This window comes from Prevotella pectinovora, assembly GCF_000834015.1.
In the GTDB taxonomy this organism is placed as follows: domain Bacteria; phylum Bacteroidota; class Bacteroidia; order Bacteroidales; family Bacteroidaceae; genus Prevotella; species Prevotella pectinovora.
In genome coordinates, this window is the sequence record NZ_JXQI01000056.1 from 14,022 (window position 1) to 36,950 (window position 22,929).

A 22,929-nucleotide genomic window follows, 5' to 3' on the forward strand; every position below is an offset into this window, starting at 1 on the left:
ATGCTTATTTCTTCACTGCATTGTTGATGATGTCCATACACTCCACATAGGTCAGCTCGGCGGCACGCTCATGCATTGCCTTGGGCAGACGGTAGTTCTTGCCGTCGTAAACGAGGTATGGTCCGTATTTGCCCTTCATGACCTCAAGCTGCGGATCTTCCTCAAACTTCTTCAGATGGCGCATGCTGTCTTCGATGCGGCGGCGCTCTATGAGTGCCACTGCCGTTGAGAGCTTGATGCTGAGGGGATCTTCGGTGGATGGCAGCGACACATACTTCTTGTTGTGCAGGATGTATGGTCCGAACCGTCCGGCGCCTATCACCACCGGTGTACCTTCGAAGTCGCCGAGCGTACGTGGCAGTTTGAAGAGTTCGAGTGCCTCGTCGAGGGTTATTGCCTCCATGCTCTTGTCTTTAGGCAACTGTGCGAAGCGTGGCTTCTCCTTGTCTTCTGCCGTTCCTATCTGTATCACCGGACCGAAGCGTCCGATCTTCACGAACACCGGTTTGCCGCTCTTTGGGTCGGTGCCGAGCTCGCGTTCTCCGGCTTTGTGCTCCTGTCGGCTGTTCATCGTCTTGTCCACCTGCGGCTCGAAGTCTTTGTAGAAATCCTGCAGCATGTCGGTCCACTGCTCCTTGCCCTCGGCGATGGTATCGAATTCCTGCTCCACCTTGGCGGTGAAATTGTAGTCGAGCACATTGGGGAAGTGTTCGAGCAGGAAGTCGTTCACCACGAGTCCGATGTCTGTAGGCAACAGTTTGCCCTTCTCGCTGCCCACGGTCTCTGCCTTCTCTGTGGCTGTGATGGTGTTTCCCTTCAGCGTGTCGATGGCGAATGTGCGTTCGTCGCCCTTGCGGTCGCCTTTCTGCACGTATCCTCGCTGCTGTATGGTGCTGATGGTTGGTGCGTAGGTTGAAGGGCGTCCGATGCCCAGCTCCTCCATCTTGTGTACGAGGCTTGCCTCGGTATATCGCTGCGGTCCCTGGCTGAAGCGTTCTGTCGACACCATCTCGCCTCGCTGCAGAGTGTCACCCTCTGCCATTGGCGGCAGCTGGTTTGTGGTCATCTCACCTGAGTTCTCATCATCGTCAGACGACTCTCTGTATACCTTCAGGAATCCGTCGAAGGTCACCACTTCGCCGTTCACGGTGAATTTCTCGTGTGCCACGGTGCCGTCGGCATGGCGTATCGTGATGCCCACGGTGGTCTTCTCTATCTGTGCGTCTTCCATCTGGCAGGCTGCCGTACGCTTCCATATCAGCTCGTAGAGCCGGCGCTCCTGTGCCGTGCCCTCCACTGTCTTGGCGTTCATATATGTGGGGCGTATTGCCTCGTGGGCTTCCTGCGCTCCCTTCGAGTGGGTGTGATACTGGCGTGTCTTGTGGTATTTCTCTCCCCATGTAGCCTCTATCTCTTCCTTGCAGGCATTGATGCAGAGGGATGAGAGGTTCACGGAGTCGGTACGCATGTATGTTATCTTTCCGTTCTCATAGAGATGCTGTGCGAGCATCATGGTCTGCGACACGGTGAATCCCAGCTTGCGTGCTGCCTCCTGCTGCAGTGTGGAGGTGGTGAATGGCGGTGCCGGTGTGCGTCTGAGGGGCTTCTTCGTCACGTCGCTCACGCTGAATGCGGCATCCTTGCAGTTGTTGAGGAATGCCAGCGCCTCGTCGTGTGTCTTGAAGCGTGTGTCGAGCTCTGCCTTCACCTCTGTCTTCTTGCCGTCGGGACCGATGGCGAAGAATATGGCGTTCACTCGATAGTATGGCTCCGACTTGAATGCCTGTATCTCTCGCTCTCGCTCCACGATGAGTCTCACTGCCACGCTCTGCACTCGTCCGGCAGAGAGTGCCGGCTTCACCTTGCGCCACAACACGGGCGAGAGCTTGAAGCCCACGATGCGGTCGAGCACCCGGCGTGCCTGCTGGGCATTCACGAGGTTCATGTTGAGGAATCGCGGATGCTGGATGGCGTCGAGGATGGCGGGCTTGGTAATCTCGTGGAACACGATGCGGTTGGTGTTCTTCTCGTCGAGTCCGAGCACCTCGCACAGATGCCATGAGATGGCCTCTCCCTCGCGGTCCTCATCGGATGCCAGCCATACCTTGCTGGCTTTCTTGGCGCTCGACCTCAATTCTGACACAAGTTTCTTCTTCTCATCTGGTATCTCGTAGTCGGGTTCAAGGGTTTTCAGGTCGATGCTTATTTCTTTTTTCTTTAGGTCGCGGATATGTCCGTAGCTCGACATCACCTTGTAGTCCTTTCCCAGGAATTTTTCGATGGTCTTTGCCTTTGCGGGGCTCTCCACTATGACTAAATTCTCTTGCATTTCTTATATGTTTTTTATTCCGGCACGTTCCTCCCACGTGCCCCTGTTTCACAATTTGGCGGCAAAAGTAAGAAAAAGTTTCACACAACACATTATATAATGTATTAATTTTCTATTTTTTTATCAAAAAACCTATACCCACATGTATGTTGATACGCTCCTGACACAAGAAAAAGGGGTGACGTTATTGCGAATAAGGATTATTCTTATTACTTTTGTTCTAAATTTGCATATTATCATGAACGTAAACATTGAACAGTCGTGGAAGGACCATCTCGGCGAGGAATTCGAAAAGCAGTATTTCGTCGACCTCACAGAGTTCGTGCGCTCTGAATACCTGCGCACCACGTGTTATCCTCCCGGCAAACTCATCTTCAATGCCTTCAACCTGTGTCCGTTTGACAAGGTGAAGGTGGTAATCATCGGACAGGACCCGTATCATGAACCGGGACAGGCACACGGACTGAGCTTCTCGGTGGCTGACGGGGTGGCTTTCCCGCCATCGCTGCAGAACATATTCAAGGAGATACAGATGGACACGGGGGCTCCGATACCGTCGTCGGGAAATCTGACCCGCTGGGCTGAACAGGGTGTGCTGCTGCTCAACGCCACACTGACGGTGAGGGCACACCAGGCGGCGAGCCATCAGCGCAAGGGATGGGAGCAGTTCACCGATGCGGCGATAAAGGCTCTCAGCGCAGAGCGAGAGAATCTGGTGTTCATCCTCTGGGGAGGATATGCCAGGAGCAAGGCTCCGCTCATCGACACGTCGCGACATCTGATATTGCAGTCGGTACACCCCTCGCCTCTGTCTGCCAACCGTGGCGGATGGTTCGGCAACCACCATTTCTCGCGCTGCAACGAATATCTCAGAAACCACGGCATCGAGGAAATAAAATGGTAAGCGGCATCAACTCGTCTACTTGTTAACTTGTCAACTCGTTAACTTGTCAACTCGTCAACTAAAAAATACTACAATGGCAAATGATTCATCAATAAACGGCTCCAATGGAGCTTACATACCTATTCTGCAGGTGGGCGACGTGCTGATATCGTCGGACATCATAACGGAGCGCTTCTGCTGCGACCTCGACGCATGCCACGGCATCTGCTGTGTGGAGGGCGATGCCGGAGCACCGGTGACCATCGACGAGATTTCTAAAATCGAAGACTCGCTCGACACCGTGTGGAACGACCTTTCGGCATCGGCACAGGCAGTAATCGACAAACAGGGAGTGGCGTATGCCGACCGCGACGGCGACCTCGTGACGAGCATCGTGGGGGGAAAGGACTGTGTCTTTACGTGCTACGACAACGGATGCTGCCTGTGTGCGCTGGAGAAGGCGTGGCGGGGCGGCAGACTGAAGGATTTCTGCAAGCCTATCAGCTGTGCCCTGTATCCTATCAGGGAGAAGACGTTCGACAATGGTCTCGTAGGACTGAACTACAACCGATGGGAGGTATGTCGCGATGCCGTGAAGAAGGGCAGGGAGATTGACCTGCCGGTATACAAATTCCTGCGCGGACCGCTCGTGCAGCGATTCGGCGAAGAGTGGTATAAGGAACTGGAAGAGGTGGCAGAGGCGTTCTGCGGAAAGAAATAGCCTGACGGCGACTATCCCAACCCGTTAGTTCGCTGCTGCCACATATCATCATACGCGAAAGCAGCACTATCCTGACATACGGATAGCAGGAACTAACAGGCTGAAAAAGTAGGTGTACAAATACGGCAGAAATACGACAAAGAGATATGTCGGTATTACACTATGACGAATCTGTTACTGAATTGCGATTTCTGCAAAAAAAAGATATTCTGCCATTTACAAAGATTTCAGAAACTTGTCGAACTCTTCGCCGGTACAGTCTTTCCCCAACAAACGCCTTTGGAGCTTGGATTTTGCCTTGGAGATTGTACTCCGCCCTCTGCCAAGAAGGACAGCTATCCTTGAATCTGACAAATCGCTTACTTTTATCAAAAGGCACATCAGAAAATCCTGCGCACTCATTGTGCATATAGAAAAAAGACTTAGTTTGAAAGACGGGAACAGCATATATCAATTAAAGTTGTTTGAACAATACTTACCACTGTATTTTACAGTGCAAAGATAATTACGAAAAAAGGGAACAACTGAATTTCGTTGTTGAATTTTTGTTGAATTCTTATAATACTCTGTAACCCAACATATTACAAAAATAAAATCGGGGCCGCTGCCAACTTTGAGCAACGACCCCGATATAGAAAGCTATGATTATTATGCTGTTTTTAGTCAGCCAACTTAGCCTTGATGAACTCGCGGTTCAAGCGGGCGATGTTTGAGATAGACTCGTGCTTAGGACATTCAGCCTCGCAAGCACGGGTGTTGGTACAGTTACCGAAGCCCAGCTCTTCCATCTTCATAACCATCGCCTTGGCACGCTTGGCAGCCTCCGGACGGCCCTGTGGAAGGAGAGCGAACTGGCTCACCTTAGAGCTTACGAAGAGCATGGCAGAACCGTTCTTACATGCTGCCACACACGCACCGCAACCGATACATGTAGCGCAGTCCATAGCCTCGTCGGCAGCCTCCTTTGAGATGAGGATGGCATTTGCGTCCTGAGCCTGACCTGTTCGAACGCTGACATAACCGCCAGCCTGCATGATCTTGTCGAAAGCGCCACGGTCTACCATACAGTCCTTGATGATAGGGAAAGCTGCAGAACGCCATGGCTCAACGGTGATAACGTCGCCGTCCTTGAACTTACGCATATAGAGCTGGCAAGTGGTGGCTCCTGTGTTAGGTCCATGTGGATGACCGTTGATATAGAGTGAGCACATACCGCAGATACCCTCGCGGCAGTCGTGGTCGAAAACGAAAGGCTCCTGGCCTTCCTCGATGAGCTGCTCATTGAGAATATCGAGCATCTCGAGGAACGAGGTGTCGGTAGGAATGTCCTTCATCTCACGTGTGTCAAAGTGTCCCTCTGCCTGAGGACCATTCTGACGCCAGAATTTCAGTGTGAATGATATATTATTTTCCATTGTTGTTGTTGTTTTATCGATGACGAGAAGACGATAAGAATAAGGAGAGTATATTTCCTTGTCTGCCCGTCTACTCGTTTACTCGTCTACTGTATTAATTCTTATAGTTACGTGTCTGAACCTTGATAGCCTCGTAGTGGAGAGGTTCCTTGATGAGCTCAGGAGCTGTCTCGTCGTCGTTCTGATACTCCCAGCATCCAACGTAGAAGAAGTTCTCGTCGTCGCGCTTAGCCTCACCTTCCTCGGTCTGATACTCCTCACGGAAGTGACCTCCGCAAGACTCGTTACGAGAGAGAGCGTCGTAAGCCACGAGCTCGCCCATCAGCAAGAAGTCACGCAGGTGGATAGCCTTGTCGAGCTCCACGTTGAGACCATCCTTGCTTCCTGGGATGAAGAGGTTGGTGTTGAACTCCTTGCGCAGCTTCTTGATAAGCTCCAGACCCTCTTTCAGTCCCTCTGCTGTACGTCCCATTCCGACGTGCTCCCACATGATGTGTCCGAGCTCCTTGTGCAGAGAGTCAACAGAGCGCTTGCCCTGGATTCCCATCAAGCGGTCGATTTCAGCCTGTACGCCCTTCTCGGCCTCTGCAAACTCAGGCAGGTCGGTAGAGAGACGAGGCCAGATAGCCTGGTCGGCGAGATAGTTCTGGATGGTGTATGGCAATACGAAGTATCCGTCGGCAAGACCCTGCATGAGGGCAGAAGCACCGAGACGGTTTGCTCCGTGGTCAGAGAAGTTACACTCACCGATAGCGAACAGACCTGTTATTGATGTCATCAGCTCGTAGTCAACCCAGATACCACCCATTGTGTAGTGGATGGCTGGATAGATCATCATAGGGTTGTAATACTTCACGCCGTTGATTTCGTTTGCCAGCTCTCCTGGATTAACGTCGGTAATCTCCTCATACATGTCGAAGAGGTTGCCATAGCGCTGACGAACCACGTCGATGCCGAGGCGCTCGATACTCTCTGAGAAGTCGAGGAATACGGCAAGTCCGGTGTTGTTCACTCCGTAGCCCTTGTCGCAACGCTCCTTTGCTGCACGAGAGGCAACGTCACGAGGCACGAGGTTACCGAATGCCGGATAGCGGCGCTCCAGATAGTAGTCGCGGTCTTCCTCCGGAATGTCAGAACCCTTCTTTGTTCCAGCCTGCAGAGCCTTGGCGTCTTCAATCTTCTTAGGCACCCAGATACGTCCGTCGTTACGCAGAGACTCCGACATAAGAGTCAGCTTAGACTGCTTGTCACCGTGTACAGGGATACATGTAGGGTGAATCTGCACGTATGATGGGTTTGCGAAGTAAGCACCCTTGCGGTAGCACTGTACGGCTGCCGTACAGTTACATCCCATGGCGTTTGTAGAGAGGAAGTAAGCGTTTCCGTATCCACCGGTAGCGATAACCACAGCGTTTGCAGAGAAGCGCTCCAGCTTGCCGGTAATGAGGTTCTTGGCGATGATACCACGGGCACGTCCGTCGATGATAACCACGTCCTCCATCTCATAACGGGTGTAGAGCTTCACACGGCCTGCGTGAACCTGTGCGCTCAGTGAAGAATAAGCTCCGAGCAGCAGCTGCTGACCTGTCTGTCCCTTTGCATAGAATGTACGAGACACCTGTGCTCCACCGAAAGAACGGTTGGCGAGCATACCGCCGTACTCACGTGCGAAAGGCACTCCCTGAGCCACACACTGGTCGATGATGTTGTTAGAAACCTCAGCAAGACGGTAAACGTTTGCCTCGCGGGCACGGTAGTCACCACCCTTCACGGTGTCGTAGAACAGACGGTATACCGAGTCACCGTCGTTCTGATAGTTCTTTGCTGCATTGATACCACCCTGTGCCGCAATAGAGTGAGCGCGGCGTGGAGAGTCCTGTATGCAGAAGTTTAAAACGTTGAAGCCCATCTCTCCGAGGCTTGCCGCTGCGCTGGCACCAGCCAGACCAGTACCAACTACGATAATGTCGAGCTTCAGCTTGTTCTTTGGGTTCACCAGGCGCTGGTGAGCTTTATAGTTAGTCCATTTTTCGGCCACTGGGCCTTCTGGAATTCTTGAATCTATTGTCTTAGCCATAATTATGTATTACTAAATTATGAATTAATAATGTTATTAGCAGCAGCCGCAAAGTCCTTTAGCAGCGAACCACAGCACTACAACGAGGAAGCCGAGGCAGAGGAGCGTAGAATACGCGATACCGATAACCTTCCAGCGGCAGTACCAAACCTTTCCGTTCCATCCGAAAGTCTGCATAGCGCTCCAGAATCCGTGTGTGAGGTGGAACCAGAGAGCCACGAGCCATACGATGTAGAGCACTACATACACCGGACAAGAGAATGTGTCCACGATGTAGGCATAACCGTCGGCAGGATGGTGAGCCACTGCGATGCCTGTCAACTCGGCAAACATCATGTTGTACCAGAAGTTGAAGAGGTGGAGCAGCAGTCCGAGGATGATGATGATACCGAGCACGAGCATGTTCTGAGATGCCCACTCCACGCCCTGAGGACGGGTAGTCACGGCATAGCGCTCATTACCGCGGGCCTTTCTGTTCTGCATCGTGAGCCAGAAAGCATAAACGATGTGAAGCACAGCCAGGGCAGCAAGGCCGGCAGTAGCTACAAGAGCATACCAGTTGGCACCGAGGAACTCGCAGATCATGTTGTAGGCATCCCCCGAGAAGAGGGCTACGATGTTCATTGACATGTGGAACGTCAAGAACAGGATAAGCGCAACACCTGTTACAGACATCACGACTTTCCTTCCAATAGATGAATTACATAACCACATAAATTGAATGAAATTTAAGTATTAAAAGTTTGAATTAATTGATATTCTGTCATAATACTGCACACCCCGCCCGCCGACAGACAGAGCACACGATTTAAACCCACAATACTTTATAATAGGTATTGCAGACCGTTAACTCGACTGCAAATATACTCCAAATTAGCGATAAATCAAAGCAATCGTGTAAAAATTCAATTTTAATGCTTAAATTTGCGCCTGTTTGAGTGGAGCCAATCTCACGACACCATGCATTTATAAAAGTCGGCATTGCAAATAGGCTATAAACAGGCCGTTCGCTCACCGGCAGGTCAAGTAAACAAAAATATATGAATTTCAAATACGACGTTTTAGTGATCGGCGGAGGACACGCCGGATGTGAGGCTGCCGTGGCGGCGGCAAACATCGGGGCGAAGACATGCCTTGTCACCATGGACATGAACAAGATTGCGCAGATGAGCTGCAACCCGGCTGTGGGAGGAATAGCGAAAGGACAGATAGTGAGGGAAATCGACGCCCTCGGCGGAGAGATGGGCCGCGTGACCGACGCCACGGCGATACAGTTCCGTATGCTGAACCGCTCCAAAGGACCGGCGGTATGGAGCCCTCGTGCACAATGCGACAGGGAGAAATACATCTGGCAATGGAGGACGGTGCTCGACGGCACTCCAAATCTGGACATCTGGCAGGACCAGGCTTCCGAACTAATCGTGGAGAATGGAAGAGCTGCCGGCATAAAGACGGTTTGGGGAGTGGAGCTGAGGGCGGGCAGCGTGGTGATCACGGCGGGCACGTTTCTCAACGGACTGATGCACATCGGCCGCCACAAACTGCCGGGAGGACGCATAGCGGAACCGGCTGTGGTGGGATTCACTGAGAGCATCACAAGCCACGGCATACGGTCGGCAAGGATGAAGACTGGCACTCCGGTGAGGATAGACCGCCGCTCGGTGCATTTCGAAGACATGGAGATACAGGAGGGGGAAATGGATTTCCACCAGTTCAGCTTCATGGGAAACCACAGGGTGCTGAAACAGCTGCCCTGCTGGACCTGCTACACCAACAAGGAGGCTCACGCCGCGCTGTTGAAGGGACTGCCGGACTCACCGCTCTACAACGGACAGATACAGAGCATCGGACCGCGCTACTGCCCGTCGGTGGAAACCAAGCTGATGACTTTTCCCGACAAGGAGCAGCATCCGCTGTTTCTGGAACCTGAAGGGGAATCGACAAACGAGATGTATCTGAACGGATTCTCGTCGAGCATGCCGATGGAGGTGCAGCTGGAAGCGCTGAAGAAGATTCCGGCGCTGAGGGATGTGAAGATATACCGTCCGGGCTACGCCATAGAATATGATTTCTTCGACCCCACACAACTTGAGCACACTCTGGAATCAAAGGTGATAGGAGGTTTGTACTTCGCCGGACAGGTGAACGGCACCACGGGATATGAGGAGGCTGCCGGACAGGGAATGATTGCCGGAGTGAACGCTGCACTGAAGAGCAGCGGCGGCGGTGAGTTCATACTGCATCGCGACGAGGCTTACATCGGAGTGCTGATAGACGACCTCGTGACGAAGGGGGTTGACGAACCGTACCGTATGTTCACGAGCCGTGCCGAATACAGAATACTCCTCCGACAGGATGACGCCGACGCCAGACTCACGGAGAAGGCTTACGATATCGGATTGGCAAAGAAAGACCGCTACGACTGGTGGATGCAGAAAAAGGAATATATCGACAGAATCATCGAATTCTGCAAAAACGCTCCGGTAAAACCGAGAGAGGTGAACGCCTTCCTTGAAAGCATCGGCACTACTCCACTGAGGGAGGGATGCAAAATCTTCGACCTCATCGCCAGACCGCAGATCAACATGGCGAACCTATCGGAGATTTCTTCCCAACTGAAAGAACTGCTCGACGCTGCTCCTAACCGCAAGGAGGAGATTACAGAGGCTGCCGAGATAAAGATGAAATACAAGGGATACATCGAAAGGGAGAAGATGATAGCCGACAAGATGCACCGTCTAGAGGACATCAAGATAAGGGACAGATTCAAATACTCCGAGATGCTGCAGCTCTCCACAGAAGCTCGCCAGAAGCTGGAGAAGATAGACCCTGAGACTCTCGCACAGGCAAGCAGAATACCGGGCGTTTCACCGAGCGACATCAACGTTATGCTCGTGTTGCTCGGAAGATAAGAGCGGATGGAGCAGGTTAATGTTTCACGTGAAACAAATTTCGATAAACGGTTTGAAAACTAACAAGTTATGGAAAATGGCGAAAGTGTTTTCATCATCCGTTTTCACCGTGGAACAACAACTGAAACCGAACGAAAGCAACGGGAAAAGATATCATCAGAGAAAAAGAAAGCAATAAAAGAATAAACAAATAAAACCGTAAGAAATGAACAACGAGAAACTTTTAGAGAACCTGAGATGCATACCGGATTTCCCCCAGAAGGGTGTCAACTTCAGAGACGTCACTACCCTATTCAAGGATCCGGAATGTCTGAAGATAATGGTTGACGAGCTTTATGAACTGTATAAAGACAAGGGCATCACGAAAATCGTAGGAATAGAAAGCCGCGGATTTGTGCTTTCATCGGCTCTCGCCCTGAAGCTGAACGCCGGTGTGGTGTTGTGTCGCAAACCGGGAAAGCTCCCTGCCGAGACTATCCAGGAGAGCTACAGCAAGGAATATGGCAAGGACACCATAGAGATACACAAGGACGCTATCACCGAAGACGATGTGGTGTTGCTTCACGACGACCTCCTCGCCACTGGCGGCACGATGCGTGCGGCATACAACCTGGTGAAGAAGTTCAATCCGAAGAACATCTACGTGAATTTCATCATCGAACTGGTTCACGAGAATCTCAACGGCAGGGCTAACTTTGAGGAAGGAACGGATATCACATCTCTTCTGAAGGTATAACCCCATCGGCACAAAGAAAACGGAAAAACCGCAATATATCGCAACAGACGCCATGCAAGGCGAAAAGCAGAAGACAACGACGCTTTTCTCTTGCAGGGCGTTTTTTGTACCATTTCGGATGTCGGGATAATCTTTCTATCTATAGTATGGCGCCTATATATACTTTTTAAAAATCACCGAAAAAGTATCAAAGTATCATTTTTGCCGTTAATTTCCCATTTATACATTTAGCACACAGCATTTTAGACGAATGATACTTTTCTGAGAAGCTTACAATAAAGTATCACAGAAGTATCATTGAAGTATCACAAACAGCAATAAAACGGCATATAATGCGACGGGAACAGAAACAAACACCACCTATTTCGTCGGGACTAAGCATATCTCAATGGAAAACCAACGTTGGTTTTATCTTTTAGGGTAGTGAATGGTTTCTTTTGGGTAGCAAACATATTCTTTTTTGGGTAGTAACCATGTTTCTTTGAGATAGCAACCACGTATCTTTTAGGTAGTAAACCAGTATCTTTTAGGTAGTAAGCCCGTACCTTTTAGGCCGAAAACAACACATTTTGGGCAAGCAGCGTGCCCAACATGGGCAAGCACGTTGCCCAACATGGGCAAGCACGTTGCCCCACTTGGGCATAAATCCCACCAAGAACGTGCCCATTGGGTAATGAATACCGAACGCTGATTTCCACAATGGCTCAAGGCGAACAAGAGAACAAAGCGGAGAACAAACAGCCAGAAGAGGAAGTGCTACAGCACTTGCAAATTCTGCTAAATCCAAAACAAAATCCAAATATCACTGACGAAATATTATCAAAAAATGGATCCGTGAAAGACCGATCCGTGTAAAGTCTGTGCTATCCGCTTTCATTTTTGATTTGTGTCCCTGCCGCAGGCTGGGGACACCACACCCTACCACGGAATAACAATATCAGTGAGCATATAGCGCCCATCTGCCTACGGCGATGGGCACTGGCCTAAATAGAACACAGATAGCACAGATTTTACACGGATTAGTCATCACGGATTATTTTAGACCTGTTTTCTTTGGATTTTATAAGGATTTCCGTGGATTTGCGAGTGCTTATGGCACTCCTTTTTTTTGAAAGGCATCAGTAAAGACTGTAGTTGCCCGTCCTATGACATCAGCCCCCACCTAGCCTCCCCCGTTGGGGAGGGACAGATACCATAGACTGTCTGGATACCATTGACTATCTAGATACAATTAACCGTCTGGATGCCATTGACTGTCTGGATATGATAGACTGTCTGGATACCATTGACTGTCTGGACATGACAGACTGCCTGATTGTCTATGATTTATCAATGACCAGAGTAACCGGCATCTCCCCTTCGGGGGAGAACGAGAGGGGGCTGATGCTCATTGGCAGAGTAACTTGTTCCTTCCCTTGGGGAAGGTTAGGATGGGTTTGAGAACGAGAGGGGGCTGATGTTCATTGGCAGATGTAACTTGTTCCTTCCCTTGGGGAAGGTTAGGATGGGTTTGAGAACGAGAGGGGGCTGATGCTCATTGGCAGAGTAACTTGTTCCTTCCCTTGGGGAAGGTTAGGATGGGTTTGAGAACGAGAGGGGGCTGATGTATATTGGCAGAAGTGAACACCCGATAACAATTATGCATCGCGAAGCATATCGAAAATAGGAAGTGCCCCAGCACTTGCAAATCCTGCTCAATCCAAACCAAGATCCAAGAATCATTAGCTAAATAACATCAAAAAAAGATCCGTGAAAGACCAATCCGTGTAAAGTCCGTGCTATCCGTGTTCTTTTTGATTTGTGTCCCTGCCGCAGGCCTGGGACACAACGACAACACGGAATAACAATATCAGTGATAAGCCCCATCCACCACCCATCAGCATCCACACATCCTCACAGATAAATTTCTCTCAAACTCTTGTAAGAACCAAACGAGATGCTTATCTTTGTATGGCTGCACGAGACAACAGAGAGGCCCGCAGACGGAACACAGGAGCCATACAGCAGACAACACAAATCTGCACTCCAAAAACTGCGGAAGCCATACGGCAGACAAGAGGCGCACAAGGCGCATCGACAAACAAGAATAAAGAAGGGATATTAAAGTTTCACGTGAAACATTATCATCCAAAAGTTCTATGAAACAAGAAGTTAGAGAAAATGACAAAAGAAGAAAATGAAAAGCGGTTGGAGCATCTGAGGGGCATCGTCAGCAATCTGCCTGGCAAGCCCGGCAGCTACCAATACTACGACAAGGAGGGCACCATAATCTATGTGGGCAAGGCAAAGAACCTGAAGAACCGTGTGTCGTCATACTTCCATAAGGAGGTGGACAGATACAAGACAAAGGTGCTCGTGAGCAAGATCTGGGACATCACATACACGGTGGTGAACACGGAGGAAGACGCTCTGCTTCTTGAAAACAATCTGATAAAGAAATACCAACCCAAATACAACATTCTGCTCAAGGACGGCAAGACCTACCCTTCTATCGTTATCACGAAGGAGTATTATCCGAGGATATTCAAGACGAGGGTGATAAACAAGAAATTCGGCACCTATTACGGTCCGTTCAGCCACATCGGTACGATGTATGCGCTGCTTGATATAATAAAGAAGGTGTATAAGCCCCGCACCTGCCGACTGCCGCTCACGGAGGAGGGCATAAGACAGAAGAGATATTCTCCCTGCCTGGACTACCACATAAAGAACTGCTACGGGGCGTGTATAGGCAAACAATCGCACGAGGAATATATGAAGAACATCGAGCAGGCACGCGAAATACTGAAAGGAAACACGCGCGAGGTGCAGAAAATGCTCTTTGAGGAGATGCAGAAGCTTGCCGAAGAACTGCGTTTCGAAGAGGCGGAAGAGATAAAGAGGAAGTATATATTGCTTGATAATTTCTGCTCCAAGAGTGAGGTGGTGAGCCATACCATCAACGATGTGGACGTGTTTACTGTGACCGACGACGAGAATATCGCCTTTGTGAACTATATCCATGTGACTAACGGCAATATAAACCAGGCGTTCACCTTTGAATTCAAGAAAAAACTGCATGAGAACGAGGACGAGATCCTACCTGTCGCCATCATGCAGATAAGGGAGAAACTGGGCAGCAAGTCGAGGGAAATCATTGTGGCACACGACATCGAACTGCCTCTCGACGGCATCACGCTGACCATTCCGCAGAGGGGCGACAAGAAAAAGCTGCTGGAACTCTCTGAAATGAACGGCAAACAATACCGTTTCGACCGTCTGAAACAGGCTGAAAAACTAAACCCTGAGCAGAAGGCGGTGAGACTGATGAAGGAGATTCAGGAGGCGCTGAAACTGCCCAAGATGCCGTATCAGATAGAGTGTTTCGACAACTCCAACATCAGCGGAACAGATGCCGTGGCAGCGTGTGTGGTGTTCAAGAAGATGAAACCAAGCAAGAAAGACTACCGCAAATATAATATAAAGACCGTGGTGGGGCCCGACGACTATGCCTCTATGAAGGAGGTGGTGAGAAGGCGCTATTCACGACTCATAGAGGAGGAACAGCCACTGCCCGACCTCATCATAACCGACGGTGGAAAGGGACAGATGGAGGTGGTGAGAGAGGTGATAGAAGACGAGCTGCATATCGACATACCTATCGCCGGACTGGCTAAAGACGACCGCCACCGCACCAACGAACTGCTGTATGGATTTCCTCCGAAGGTGATTGGAATGAAGACGGACAGCGAACTGTTCCGGCTGCTGACCCACATACAGGATGAGGTGCACCGCTTTGCCATCACTTTCCACCGCGACAAGCGGTCTAAACACGCCCTGCATTCGGAACTTGACGACATCAAAGGCATCGGACCAAAGACGAAAGAGGCGCTGATGAAGGCGTTCAAGACGGTGAAGAAGATGCGTGAGAGCGATGTGGAGAGCCTGGCAGAGGTGGTTGGCAGACAGAAAGCGGAATTGTTAAGAGAATATTTCGACAGTAAAAAGCAGTAATTTATAGGGGAATATTTTGCGGTAATTCAATAAAAAGGTAACTTTGTAGACAGAATAAGAACATAAAAAGATGAAAGTTGTCATACAGCGCGTGAGCCACGCATCGGTAACGATAAACGGCACAGTGAAATCAAGCATCGGAAAGGGTTTTCTGATACTCCTCGGAATAGGCTGCGAGGACACCCAGGAAGACATAGACTGGCTGGTGAAGAAGGTAGTTAACCTGCGCGTGTTCGACGATGAGAACGGTGTGATGAACCGTTCTATCCTCGATGACGGCGGCGATATAATAGTGGTGAGCCAGTTCACTCTGATGGCATCCACAAAGAAAGGCAACCGCCCTTCGTGGATTCATGCCGCTCCACACGAACTCTCGGTGCCGCTATACGAGAAATTCTGCAGCGATCTCAGCACAGCACTCGGGAAGCCTGTAGGCACAGGCGAATTCGGTGCCGACATGAAGGTGGAACTGCTCAACGACGGACCGGTGACCATCTGTATAGACACAAAGCATAAGGAATAGCAGCAAAAAGAAACCATAATAAGATTAATGGGAAAAGAACAAACAGAAATAAAAGGAATGGAAAAGAAGAAGCTGAAAACGCTTCCTCTGGCGCTTTTCATCATGTTTGGAGCAATCAGCATGGCAGACAAGCTGTGGCTGCAGAACGAATACGTGAGACTGGCGGCATGGACGTGTCTCTGCGGATGCATAAACGCCGACTTCTTCCTGTCGGAAAACAAAACGGCAAGAGCAATAACATTGGTCCTGAGCATAGCGTGCGACGCTATACTGATATGGGACATATACCAAATCATTACAGCATGACGATAAAAGAGGCACAAGAGACCGTAGACAAATGGATAAAGACGTATGGAGTGCGCTATTTCTCGGAGCTCACGAATATGGCTTGTCTCACTGAGGAGGTGGGCGAACTGGCTCGCGTAATGGCACGCACCTACGGCGACCAAAGCTTCAAGAAGGGAGAAAAACCAAACCTGGGCGAAGAGATGGCAGACGTGTTGTGGGTGCTCATCTGCCTTGCCAACCAGACGGGCGTGGACCTGACGGAGGAGCTGCAGAAGAGTCTGGAAAAAAAGACGCAGAGAGACCACGACAGACACCGCAACAACCCCAAGCTGAAGTCGGCTTCTACCCCACCCGACAACGGACAGGAAACGGATAAGGAATAAGAAAACAGAATAGGAAACAGAATAAAAACAACTTTATTATGATGACAGAAAAAGAAACACCAAAGGCGGAGAGCACCCTGAAAGCAGCTACACCAAAGGCGAGCAAATATGAAGAGGCTCTGAGCAAGTATAATACAAACCTCGACGACAACGAGGTGAGCGAGGCTGTGAAGAAGATCATCACGGAGAAAGTGCATGAAAACGACAACCTGGACGTGAAGAGATTCCTCATGGGAAGCATCGAACTGACAACCCTGAAGACCACTGACTCTGAGGAGAGCGTACTGGCTTTCACAGAGAAGGTGAACGAGTTTGACGAGGCGTTCGGCGACCTGCCACACGTAGCCACAATCTGCGTATATCCTTGCTTTGCAAAGGTGGTGAGCGAGACTCTCGAAGTGGATGGCGTTGAGGTGGCTTGCGTATCGGGCAGCTTCCCGTCATCACAGGCTCTCATAGAAGTGAAGGTGGCTGAAACTGCACTCGCCGTGAAGGATGGAGCTACGGAAATCGACATCGTAATGCCGGTGGGCAAGTTCCTCAGCGGCGACTACGAGGGCGTTGCCGACGATATCAGCGAGATGAAGTGTGCATGTGGCGACAAGCCGATGAAGGTGATTCTGGAGACGGGCTGCCTGAAGACCGCCTCTAACATCAAGAAGGCTTCAATCCTCGCCATGTATGCCGGCGGAGACTATATCAAGACATCCACAGGCAAACTGGAGCCTGCTGCCACACCGGAGGCTGCCTACGTGATGTGTCAGGCTATCAAGGAGTATTACGACGAGACTGGCATCCAGATCGGTTTCAAGCCGGCAGGAGGCATCAACAGCGTGATGGACGCCCTCATATATTACACCATCGTGAAGGAAGTGTTGGGCGAGAAATGGCTGACAAACAAGTGGTTCCGCCTCGGTACCAGCCGCCTCGCCAACATGCTGCTCAGCGAAATCGAAGGACAACAGATAAAGTTCTTTTAAACCACAATCGGTCATTGAGACTAAAACAGACAGGTAGACTGGGAAGCGAATGGTTTCCTTGTCTACTTGCCCACAATAAATATCCACATTTTAAGCCACAAGATTATGAAAAGAATTGTACTCATTTCATCTGCTATGATGGCGTTAGGCACCATCACTGCGAGTGCACAGATGCCAAAGCTGAATGCTGGCATCATGTCGAAAATCAAGTCTGCTATGGCTAAAGTTATCAAGAAAGAGTCAACCATCGTGGGTAATGTAGCCACAACGGGCATGGATCTAAAGACCACAAGACCCTGCAAGACCACAAGCTACGACTATGTAAACGGAGCGTGGCAATGGGACGACACCACACAGACAGAATACAACAGCAAGGGATATGTCACGGCAACGGTGACAGAAGACGGTGACGGCAAAATCAGAACCGAAAACACCTACGACGACAAACTGGATGGCTTCGTGACCAAGGTGACGGAATATACATGGGATGCCGCCACCAGCACATGGACAAACCCAACGGTTGTGATGTCGGTAGAACTGACTCGCGACGAAAAGGGACACGTGACAAAAGAGACTATATACTCCCTGGATGAAGACACGAAAACATTGGTGAATGAGGGGGAATACAACTTCGTATATGACTCCAAGACAGACGAACTCTACTCTCTATCCACCGTGATAGAAGAGAAGGACGAAGAGTCTGGAGAGGTAACATCGGTGCCATTGTTGATAAGTGTACAGAAATGGTATAAATACAATCCCAACAAGATTTTCGACTTAGGAATAAGCGACCTCGAAGGAGACATGTTAGGCGATACAGAGAACATGATAGAGAAAGGTACTATCAGCATAACTGTCATGAACATTCCTATAATAGGAACTATCAGGGGCGAATATACAGATACTAAAAGCACCATCACCGTTAAACTCAATGGTATCCTGAACGTCACGATGTCAAACGAAAAGCTCGATGACTATGGCAGCAACAGGACAGATATGACCATCTCCAGCGGTACATACAACACAATGGTGGAGACCATCACGGAGACCAACAACGAGCATGGCGACTGCATAAAGGTAGTGAGCGAACAAGCAAGTACCACTGGCGCAAAAGCTGCCGGCATCGGAGATATCTATACGGATATGGATGGCAACTACACCTTGACCATGGACTACGAATATCTGGAGACTACAAGCAAACCGGCATACGACTTCATGACCGGCAACAACGGTTTCATCAAGAAGAGCATGGTGGTGAACAGACTTGACGCACAGACGAATACTTTCTCACCTATACAGAAAGTGACATACGACGAGTATGTTGACTATGTATCAGGCGCTACCGGCATCGACAAGGTGACAGGAAATGCCTCTGAGAACCAAAACAAGACGTTCTATAGGCTCGACGGCACTAAGGTGGGCAACCAACTGAACAGCGGCGAGAAAGGCGTTTATATCGTAAAAGAAGGCGGCAGGACCTATAAAGTGGCAAAATAAAATGATTGCCATACAATAGAATAGCATAATGCTACAATATATAAGGCGCATCTGGAATCGGTCCGGATGCGCCTTTTATATTTGTTTTAAACCAAATCAGTAATTAGGGGTTGCTTGATTCTTGGTATTTTAGAAAGGTGGATTTTACTTCTCCCTGCGTATCACATAATCGAGATAAGCCACAAGACTCTTTCTTAGAACCTCAGAACGGACATGGGTATCAATGAAACGGATTGCTTCGGCATGGAAGTTCCACATCTGTTTCTCGGCATAGTCGATACCACCGTTTCGTTTGGCGAAATCCACAAGCAGAGCTATCTCATCAGCAGTCGCCGTGCGTTGCTTTACCTTATAGGCGAGTGCAGTCATCGCATCGTCGCATACGGTGTTGAGGGCATAGATTACGGGCAGGGTCAACTTACCCTCTGCCATATCGTTGCCCGTAGGCTTACCGATATCCGAAGAGTCGTAATAGTCGAAAATATCATCACGTATCTGGAATATAATACCGAGATCTTGTCCGAATTTCTTCGCACTTTCTATCTCCTGTTCACTGGCTCCTGCCGACAATGCTCCGATGGCGCAGCATGCCTCGAAGAGAGCTGCCGTCTTCTGCTTAATCACCTGATAATAAACATCTTCGGATATCTTCTCGTTGGCGATATTAGAGAGCTGGAGTATCTCTCCACTTGCCAGCGTGCGACCCAGTTCGGCGAGGTATTTCACAATCTGCGTGTTCTTGGTGTATGCCACATGCAGCAATGCCGTGGACAGCAGATAGTCGCCAACGAGTACTGCCACCTTGTTGTCGTATTCGGCATTCACCGAAGCCTGCCCCCTACGCTCGCTGCTCTCGTCCACCACATCGTCGTGAACGAGACTGGCGGTATGGAGCAGTTCAAGACCTACGGCGGCATTCTGTGTGACATCGGTCACATCGCCGAAATTGCGTGCCATCAGCAGGATGAGCATCGGACGCATGCGCTTGCCGGTGCGCTGACGGATATATGCAAGGGCTTGCGACAATAGTCCGTCGGTATGCGACAACGAGCTATTGAACAGGTTGTTGAAATCATCAAGGTCGCCCTCTATCGGCTGCTTTATTAGTGATAAATAGTCCATTACGTGAAATTTGATACAAAATTACATTTTTTATCCGATTAATCAGAAAAAATAAGTAATTTTACACGATATTCTTGATGAATGGAAAAAAAACAGTGTCTCTTTAGGTCCTGATGACTTATTACAGAGCACTATCGGCGGTGTGAGAGCATAAGAAAAAGAAGACATCGCCTACATAGCAACAACTAAGAAAAAGAACTGAAAGAATGGACAAACTTTTCCTTCTCGACGCATACGCGCTGATATACCGGTCATACTATGCGTTCATAAAAAATCCCAGGATAAACTCCAAGGGCATGAACACGTCAGCAATAATGGGCTTCTGCAACACCCTACACGAGGTGATGACAAAGGAGAAACCCACTCACCTCGGTGTGGCGTTCGACCCACACGGACCTACGTTCCGCAACGAGGCTTACAAACAGTATAAGGCTCAGCGCGAAGAGACTCCGGAAGACATCAGGGCTGCCGTGCCTATCATTAAGGACATTCTCGGAGCTATGCATATTCCGGTGCTCGAAGTGGCTGGCTATGAGGCTGATGACGTGATAGGAACTCTCGCCAAGAAAGCCGGAGAGATGGGACTCGACACATATATGCTCACACCAGACAAGGACTATGGACAGCTCGTGGGAGGAAACGTGAAGATGTTCAGACCAAGACACGGAGGCGGATATGAAACTCTCGACGAAGAGGGAGTGAAGGAAAAGTATGGCATCGACTCTCCGCTGCAGGTAATCGACCTGCTCGGACTGATGGGCGACTCTGCCGATAATATTCCGGGATGTCCGGGAGTGGGAGAAAAGACGGCAGTGAAACTCATCAACCAGTTTGGCGGTATCACTGCCCTACTCCAACGAACCGACGAACTCAAAGGCGCTCTGAAAAAGAAGGTGGAGGAAAACAAAGAACAAATTGAGTTCTCAAAATTCCTCGCCACAATAAAAACCGATGTCCCCATCGAACTCAATCTCGACGAACTGAAGGTGAAGGAGCCGGACGAAGAAAGAATAATAGAAATCTTCAATGATTTGGAGTTTAAAACCTTTATCCAGCGATTCCTTAACAAACCTAAACCACAGCAAAAAAGTGTTTCAAATCAGCTCAATCTCTTTGCCGATTTTCCAGACGATGGGAAGGAAACGATAAAAAACGGCGCTTCTCAGAGCCTGAAAACAGTGGCTCACAAATACGAACTCGTTGATAAAGAGGAGGATATAAAGAAACTGTATGACTTTTTAATTACAAACGATTTTGTTAGTTTTGACACAGAAACGACTTCTACCAACGCTATAGATGCAGAATTGGTGGGATTGAGCTTCAGCGTGAAGGAAAAAGAGGCGTATTATGTGCCGGTGTCAAGCAATCGTGAAGAAGCAGAAAAAATAGTTAATATATTTAAACCTCTCTACGAAAGCGAAGAAATTCTCAAAATCGGACAAAACATGAAATACGACATCGAGGTACTCGCCAACTATGGTGTGGAGGTGAGAGGCAAGATGTTTGACACCATGATTGCCCACTATCTCATCCAACCGGAAACGAGACACAACATGGACGACATGGCGGAGACGTATCTCGACTACAAGACGATTCGCATAGAGGAACTTATCGGTCCGAAAGGAAAAGGTCAGAAGAGCATGCGCGATCTGCAGCCAAGCGAGGTGTATGAATATGCCGCCGAGGATGCGGACATCACATTGCAGCTGAAAAACAAGCTGGAACCGGAACTGAAGAAGCGCGGCGCCTACGATCTGTTCTGCAACATAGAGATGCCGCTGATGCCGGTGCTCGCCGAAATGGAGATGAACGGAGTGCGCATCGACACGCAATCGCTGAAGGAAACATCCAGGACTCTCACTGAGCGCATGCACGAGATAGAACAGCGAATCTATGAGTTGGCTGGAATGGAATTCAACATCGCATCACCGAAACAGGTGGGCGAGGTGCTGTTTGAAAAGATGAAAATCGTGGAGAAGGCGAAGAAGACAAAAACAGGACAGTATGTCACCAACGAGGAGGTGCTGCAGTCGCTGAAAGGCAAGCACGAGATTGTGGCTGACATCCTGGAACACAGAGGGTTGAAGAAACTCCTCGGCACGTATGTGGATGCTCTGCCGAAGCTTATCAATCCACGAACGGGGAGGATTCACACATCGTTCAACCAGACCGTGACAGCCACGGGACGCCTGTCGTCGAGCGATCCCAACCTGCAGAATATTCCTGTGAGGGGCGAGGACGGAAAGGAGATAAGAAAGGCTTTCGTACCGGAACCGGGCTGTGAATTCTTCTCTGCCGACTACAGTCAGATAGAGCTGAGAGTGATGGCTCACTTGAGCGGCGACGAGAACATGATAGAAGCGTTCCGCGAGGGACACGACATCCACGCTGCCACGGCGGCAAAGATATACAAAGAAACCATCGACGAGGTGAGCAGAGACCAACGCACAAAGGCAAAGCGTGCCAACTTCGGCATCATCTACGGCATTACGGTGTTCGGTCTGGCGGAGCGGCTGGAGATAAGCCGCGACGAGGCTAAGCAGCTGATAGAAGGATACTTCGAGAATTTCCCGAAGGTGAAGGAGTATATGGACAAGAGCATCCAGATGGCACGCGCCAACGGATATGCCGAGACGCTGTTCCACAGACGGAGATACCTTGCCGACATCAATTCACACAATGCCACGGTGAGGGGTTTCGCCGAGCGAAATGCCATCAACGCTCCTATCCAAGGCACTGCAGCAGACATTATAAAGGTGGCGATGATAAATGTATACCGCCGCTTCAGGAAGGAGGGCCTCAAATCGAAGATGATTCTGCAGGTACACGACGAATTGAATTTTTCCGTTCTTCCCGAAGAGAAGGAGAAGGTGGAGAAAATCGTATTGGAGGAGATGCAGAACGCACTGAAGATGCAGGTGCCGCTGGTGGCTGACTCTGGATGGGGAAAGAACTGGCTGGAGGCACATTAAAGCAATCCACACCGACACCTGACACCTGACACCTAACACCCACCCTAACCCTCCCAAAGGGAGGGGACTGGAAGCAGAAAAAAAACAAAGACTCAAGA

Annotated in this window: 16 protein-coding genes; 11 read left to right on the forward strand and 5 right to left on the reverse strand. The window is 49.7% G+C overall.

What is annotated here, in order from left to right:
• Positions 1–4: 4 nt before the first annotated feature.
• Positions 5–2,329 (reverse strand): type I DNA topoisomerase, encoded by a 2,325-nt coding sequence (gene topA, locus ST42_RS06945; protein WP_022317494.1) that lies wholly within the window; start codon positions 2,327–2,329, stop codon positions 5–7.
• 238 nt (positions 2,330–2,567) lie between these two features.
• Here topA and ST42_RS06950 point away from each other — a divergent pair, with 238 nt between their 5' ends.
• The gene (locus ST42_RS06950; RefSeq protein WP_042518107.1) at positions 2,568–3,233 is read left to right on the forward strand and encodes a uracil-DNA glycosylase; all 666 of its coding nucleotides are present in this window, start codon (positions 2,568–2,570) and stop codon (positions 3,231–3,233) included.
• Between the two features lie 73 nt (positions 3,234–3,306).
• The gene (locus tag ST42_RS06955) at positions 3,307–3,933 is read left to right on the forward strand and encodes a DUF3109 family protein (protein ID WP_044065677.1); all 627 of its coding nucleotides are present in this window, start codon (positions 3,307–3,309) and stop codon (positions 3,931–3,933) included.
• A 659-nt stretch (positions 3,934–4,592) separates the two neighbouring features.
• Here the strand turns inward: ST42_RS06955 and ST42_RS06965 are convergent.
• The 3 genes from ST42_RS06965 to ST42_RS06975 form a co-directional block, all read right to left on the reverse strand.
• Positions 4,593–5,348 carry a succinate dehydrogenase/fumarate reductase iron-sulfur subunit gene (locus ST42_RS06965; RefSeq protein WP_022317193.1) on the reverse strand — a complete coding sequence of 252 codons (756 nt, stop codon included), beginning with the start codon at positions 5,346–5,348 and terminating at the stop codon, positions 4,593–4,595.
• A gap of 94 nt (positions 5,349–5,442) precedes the next feature.
• The gene (locus ST42_RS06970) at positions 5,443–7,425 is read right to left on the reverse strand and encodes a fumarate reductase/succinate dehydrogenase flavoprotein subunit (RefSeq protein ID WP_022317194.1); all 1,983 of its coding nucleotides are present in this window, start codon (positions 7,423–7,425) and stop codon (positions 5,443–5,445) included.
• A gap of 36 nt (positions 7,426–7,461) precedes the next feature.
• Positions 7,462–8,139: a fumarate reductase cytochrome b subunit gene (locus tag ST42_RS06975; RefSeq protein WP_022317195.1), complete on the reverse strand. Its 678-nt coding sequence runs from the start codon at positions 8,137–8,139 to the stop codon at positions 7,462–7,464.
• 326 nt (positions 8,140–8,465) lie between these two features.
• On the opposite strand from ST42_RS06975, the gene mnmG reads away from it, so the two are divergent.
• The 8 genes from mnmG (at position 8,466) to ST42_RS07015 (ending at position 18,737) form a co-directional block, all read left to right on the forward strand.
• Entirely contained in the window at positions 8,466–10,337 is a 1,872-nt protein-coding gene (gene mnmG, locus ST42_RS06980) for a tRNA uridine-5-carboxymethylaminomethyl(34) synthesis enzyme MnmG (protein ID WP_044072961.1), read from the forward strand.
• Positions 10,338–10,542: 205 nt separating this feature from the next.
• A complete protein-coding gene (locus tag ST42_RS06985) occupies positions 10,543–11,073 on the forward strand; it encodes an adenine phosphoribosyltransferase (protein ID WP_042518100.1) in 531 nt (176 codons plus the stop codon).
• A gap of 2,160 nt (positions 11,074–13,233) precedes the next feature.
• Positions 13,234–15,066 carry an excinuclease ABC subunit UvrC gene (gene uvrC, locus ST42_RS06990; RefSeq protein ID WP_044072962.1) on the forward strand — a complete coding sequence of 611 codons (1,833 nt, stop codon included), beginning with the start codon at positions 13,234–13,236 and terminating at the stop codon, positions 15,064–15,066.
• A gap of 70 nt (positions 15,067–15,136) precedes the next feature.
• Positions 15,137–15,589 (forward strand): D-aminoacyl-tRNA deacylase, encoded by a 453-nt coding sequence (gene dtd, locus ST42_RS06995; protein WP_022316884.1) that lies wholly within the window; start codon positions 15,137–15,139, stop codon positions 15,587–15,589.
• Between the two features lie 57 nt (positions 15,590–15,646).
• A complete protein-coding gene (locus tag ST42_RS07000) occupies positions 15,647–15,895 on the forward strand; it encodes a hypothetical protein (RefSeq protein ID WP_156139318.1) in 249 nt (82 codons plus the stop codon).
• Complete coding sequence (locus ST42_RS07005) at positions 15,892–16,260, forward strand: nucleotide pyrophosphohydrolase (RefSeq protein ID WP_022316886.1); 369 nt, start codon at positions 15,892–15,894, stop codon at positions 16,258–16,260. Before ST42_RS07000 ends, ST42_RS07005 begins: the two co-directional genes overlap by 4 nt.
• Positions 16,261–16,301: 41 nt before the next feature.
• A complete protein-coding gene (gene deoC, locus ST42_RS07010; protein ID WP_044072968.1) occupies positions 16,302–17,240 on the forward strand; it encodes a deoxyribose-phosphate aldolase in 939 nt (312 codons plus the stop codon).
• A gap of 105 nt (positions 17,241–17,345) precedes the next feature.
• Positions 17,346–18,737 (forward strand): hypothetical protein, encoded by a 1,392-nt coding sequence (locus tag ST42_RS07015; RefSeq protein WP_156139319.1) that lies wholly within the window; start codon positions 17,346–17,348, stop codon positions 18,735–18,737.
• 144 nt (positions 18,738–18,881) lie between these two features.
• On the opposite strand, the gene ST42_RS07020 is transcribed toward ST42_RS07015, so the two are convergent.
• Entirely contained in the window at positions 18,882–19,859 is a 978-nt protein-coding gene (locus ST42_RS07020; RefSeq protein WP_044065683.1) for a polyprenyl synthetase family protein, read from the reverse strand.
• A gap of 206 nt (positions 19,860–20,065) precedes the next feature.
• On the opposite strand from ST42_RS07020, the gene polA reads away from it, so the two are divergent.
• On the forward strand, positions 20,066–22,831 hold the full coding sequence (gene polA / locus ST42_RS07025) for a DNA polymerase I (protein ID WP_044072965.1): 2,766 nt from the start codon (positions 20,066–20,068) through the stop codon (positions 22,829–22,831).
• Positions 22,832–22,929: the final 98 nt, after the last annotated feature.

Bases quoted from the DNA above. Each gene is read 5' to 3' on its own strand.
- ST42_RS07015 (WP_156139319.1), top strand. From the start codon at position 17,346: ATGAAAAGAATTGTACTCATTTCATCTGCTATGATGGCGTTAGGCACC.
- ST42_RS06970 (WP_022317194.1), bottom strand. From the start codon at position 7,425: ATGGCTAAGACAATAGATTCAAGAATTCCAGAAGGCCCAGTGGCCGAA.
- ST42_RS06950 (WP_042518107.1), top strand. From the start codon at position 2,568: ATGAACGTAAACATTGAACAGTCGTGGAAGGACCATCTCGGCGAGGAA.
- ST42_RS06985 (WP_042518100.1), top strand. From the start codon at position 10,543: ATGAACAACGAGAAACTTTTAGAGAACCTGAGATGCATACCGGATTTC.
- ST42_RS06975 (WP_022317195.1), bottom strand. From the start codon at position 8,139: ATGTGGTTATGTAATTCATCTATTGGAAGGAAAGTCGTGATGTCTGTA.
- uvrC (WP_044072962.1), top strand. From the start codon at position 13,234: ATGACAAAAGAAGAAAATGAAAAGCGGTTGGAGCATCTGAGGGGCATC.
- ST42_RS06965 (WP_022317193.1), bottom strand. From the start codon at position 5,348: ATGGAAAATAATATATCATTCACACTGAAATTCTGGCGTCAGAATGGT.
- dtd (WP_022316884.1), top strand. From the start codon at position 15,137: ATGAAAGTTGTCATACAGCGCGTGAGCCACGCATCGGTAACGATAAAC.
- deoC (WP_044072968.1), top strand. From the start codon at position 16,302: ATGACAGAAAAAGAAACACCAAAGGCGGAGAGCACCCTGAAAGCAGCT.
- ST42_RS07020 (WP_044065683.1), bottom strand. From the start codon at position 19,859: ATGGACTATTTATCACTAATAAAGCAGCCGATAGAGGGCGACCTTGAT.
- mnmG (WP_044072961.1), top strand. From the start codon at position 8,466: ATGAATTTCAAATACGACGTTTTAGTGATCGGCGGAGGACACGCCGGA.
- topA (WP_022317494.1), bottom strand. From the start codon at position 2,329: ATGCAAGAGAATTTAGTCATAGTGGAGAGCCCCGCAAAGGCAAAGACC.
- ST42_RS07000 (WP_156139318.1), top strand. From the start codon at position 15,647: ATGGAAAAGAAGAAGCTGAAAACGCTTCCTCTGGCGCTTTTCATCATG.
- ST42_RS06955 (WP_044065677.1), top strand. From the start codon at position 3,307: ATGGCAAATGATTCATCAATAAACGGCTCCAATGGAGCTTACATACCT.
- ST42_RS07005 (WP_022316886.1), top strand. From the start codon at position 15,892: ATGACGATAAAAGAGGCACAAGAGACCGTAGACAAATGGATAAAGACG.
- polA (WP_044072965.1), top strand. From the start codon at position 20,066: ATGGACAAACTTTTCCTTCTCGACGCATACGCGCTGATATACCGGTCA.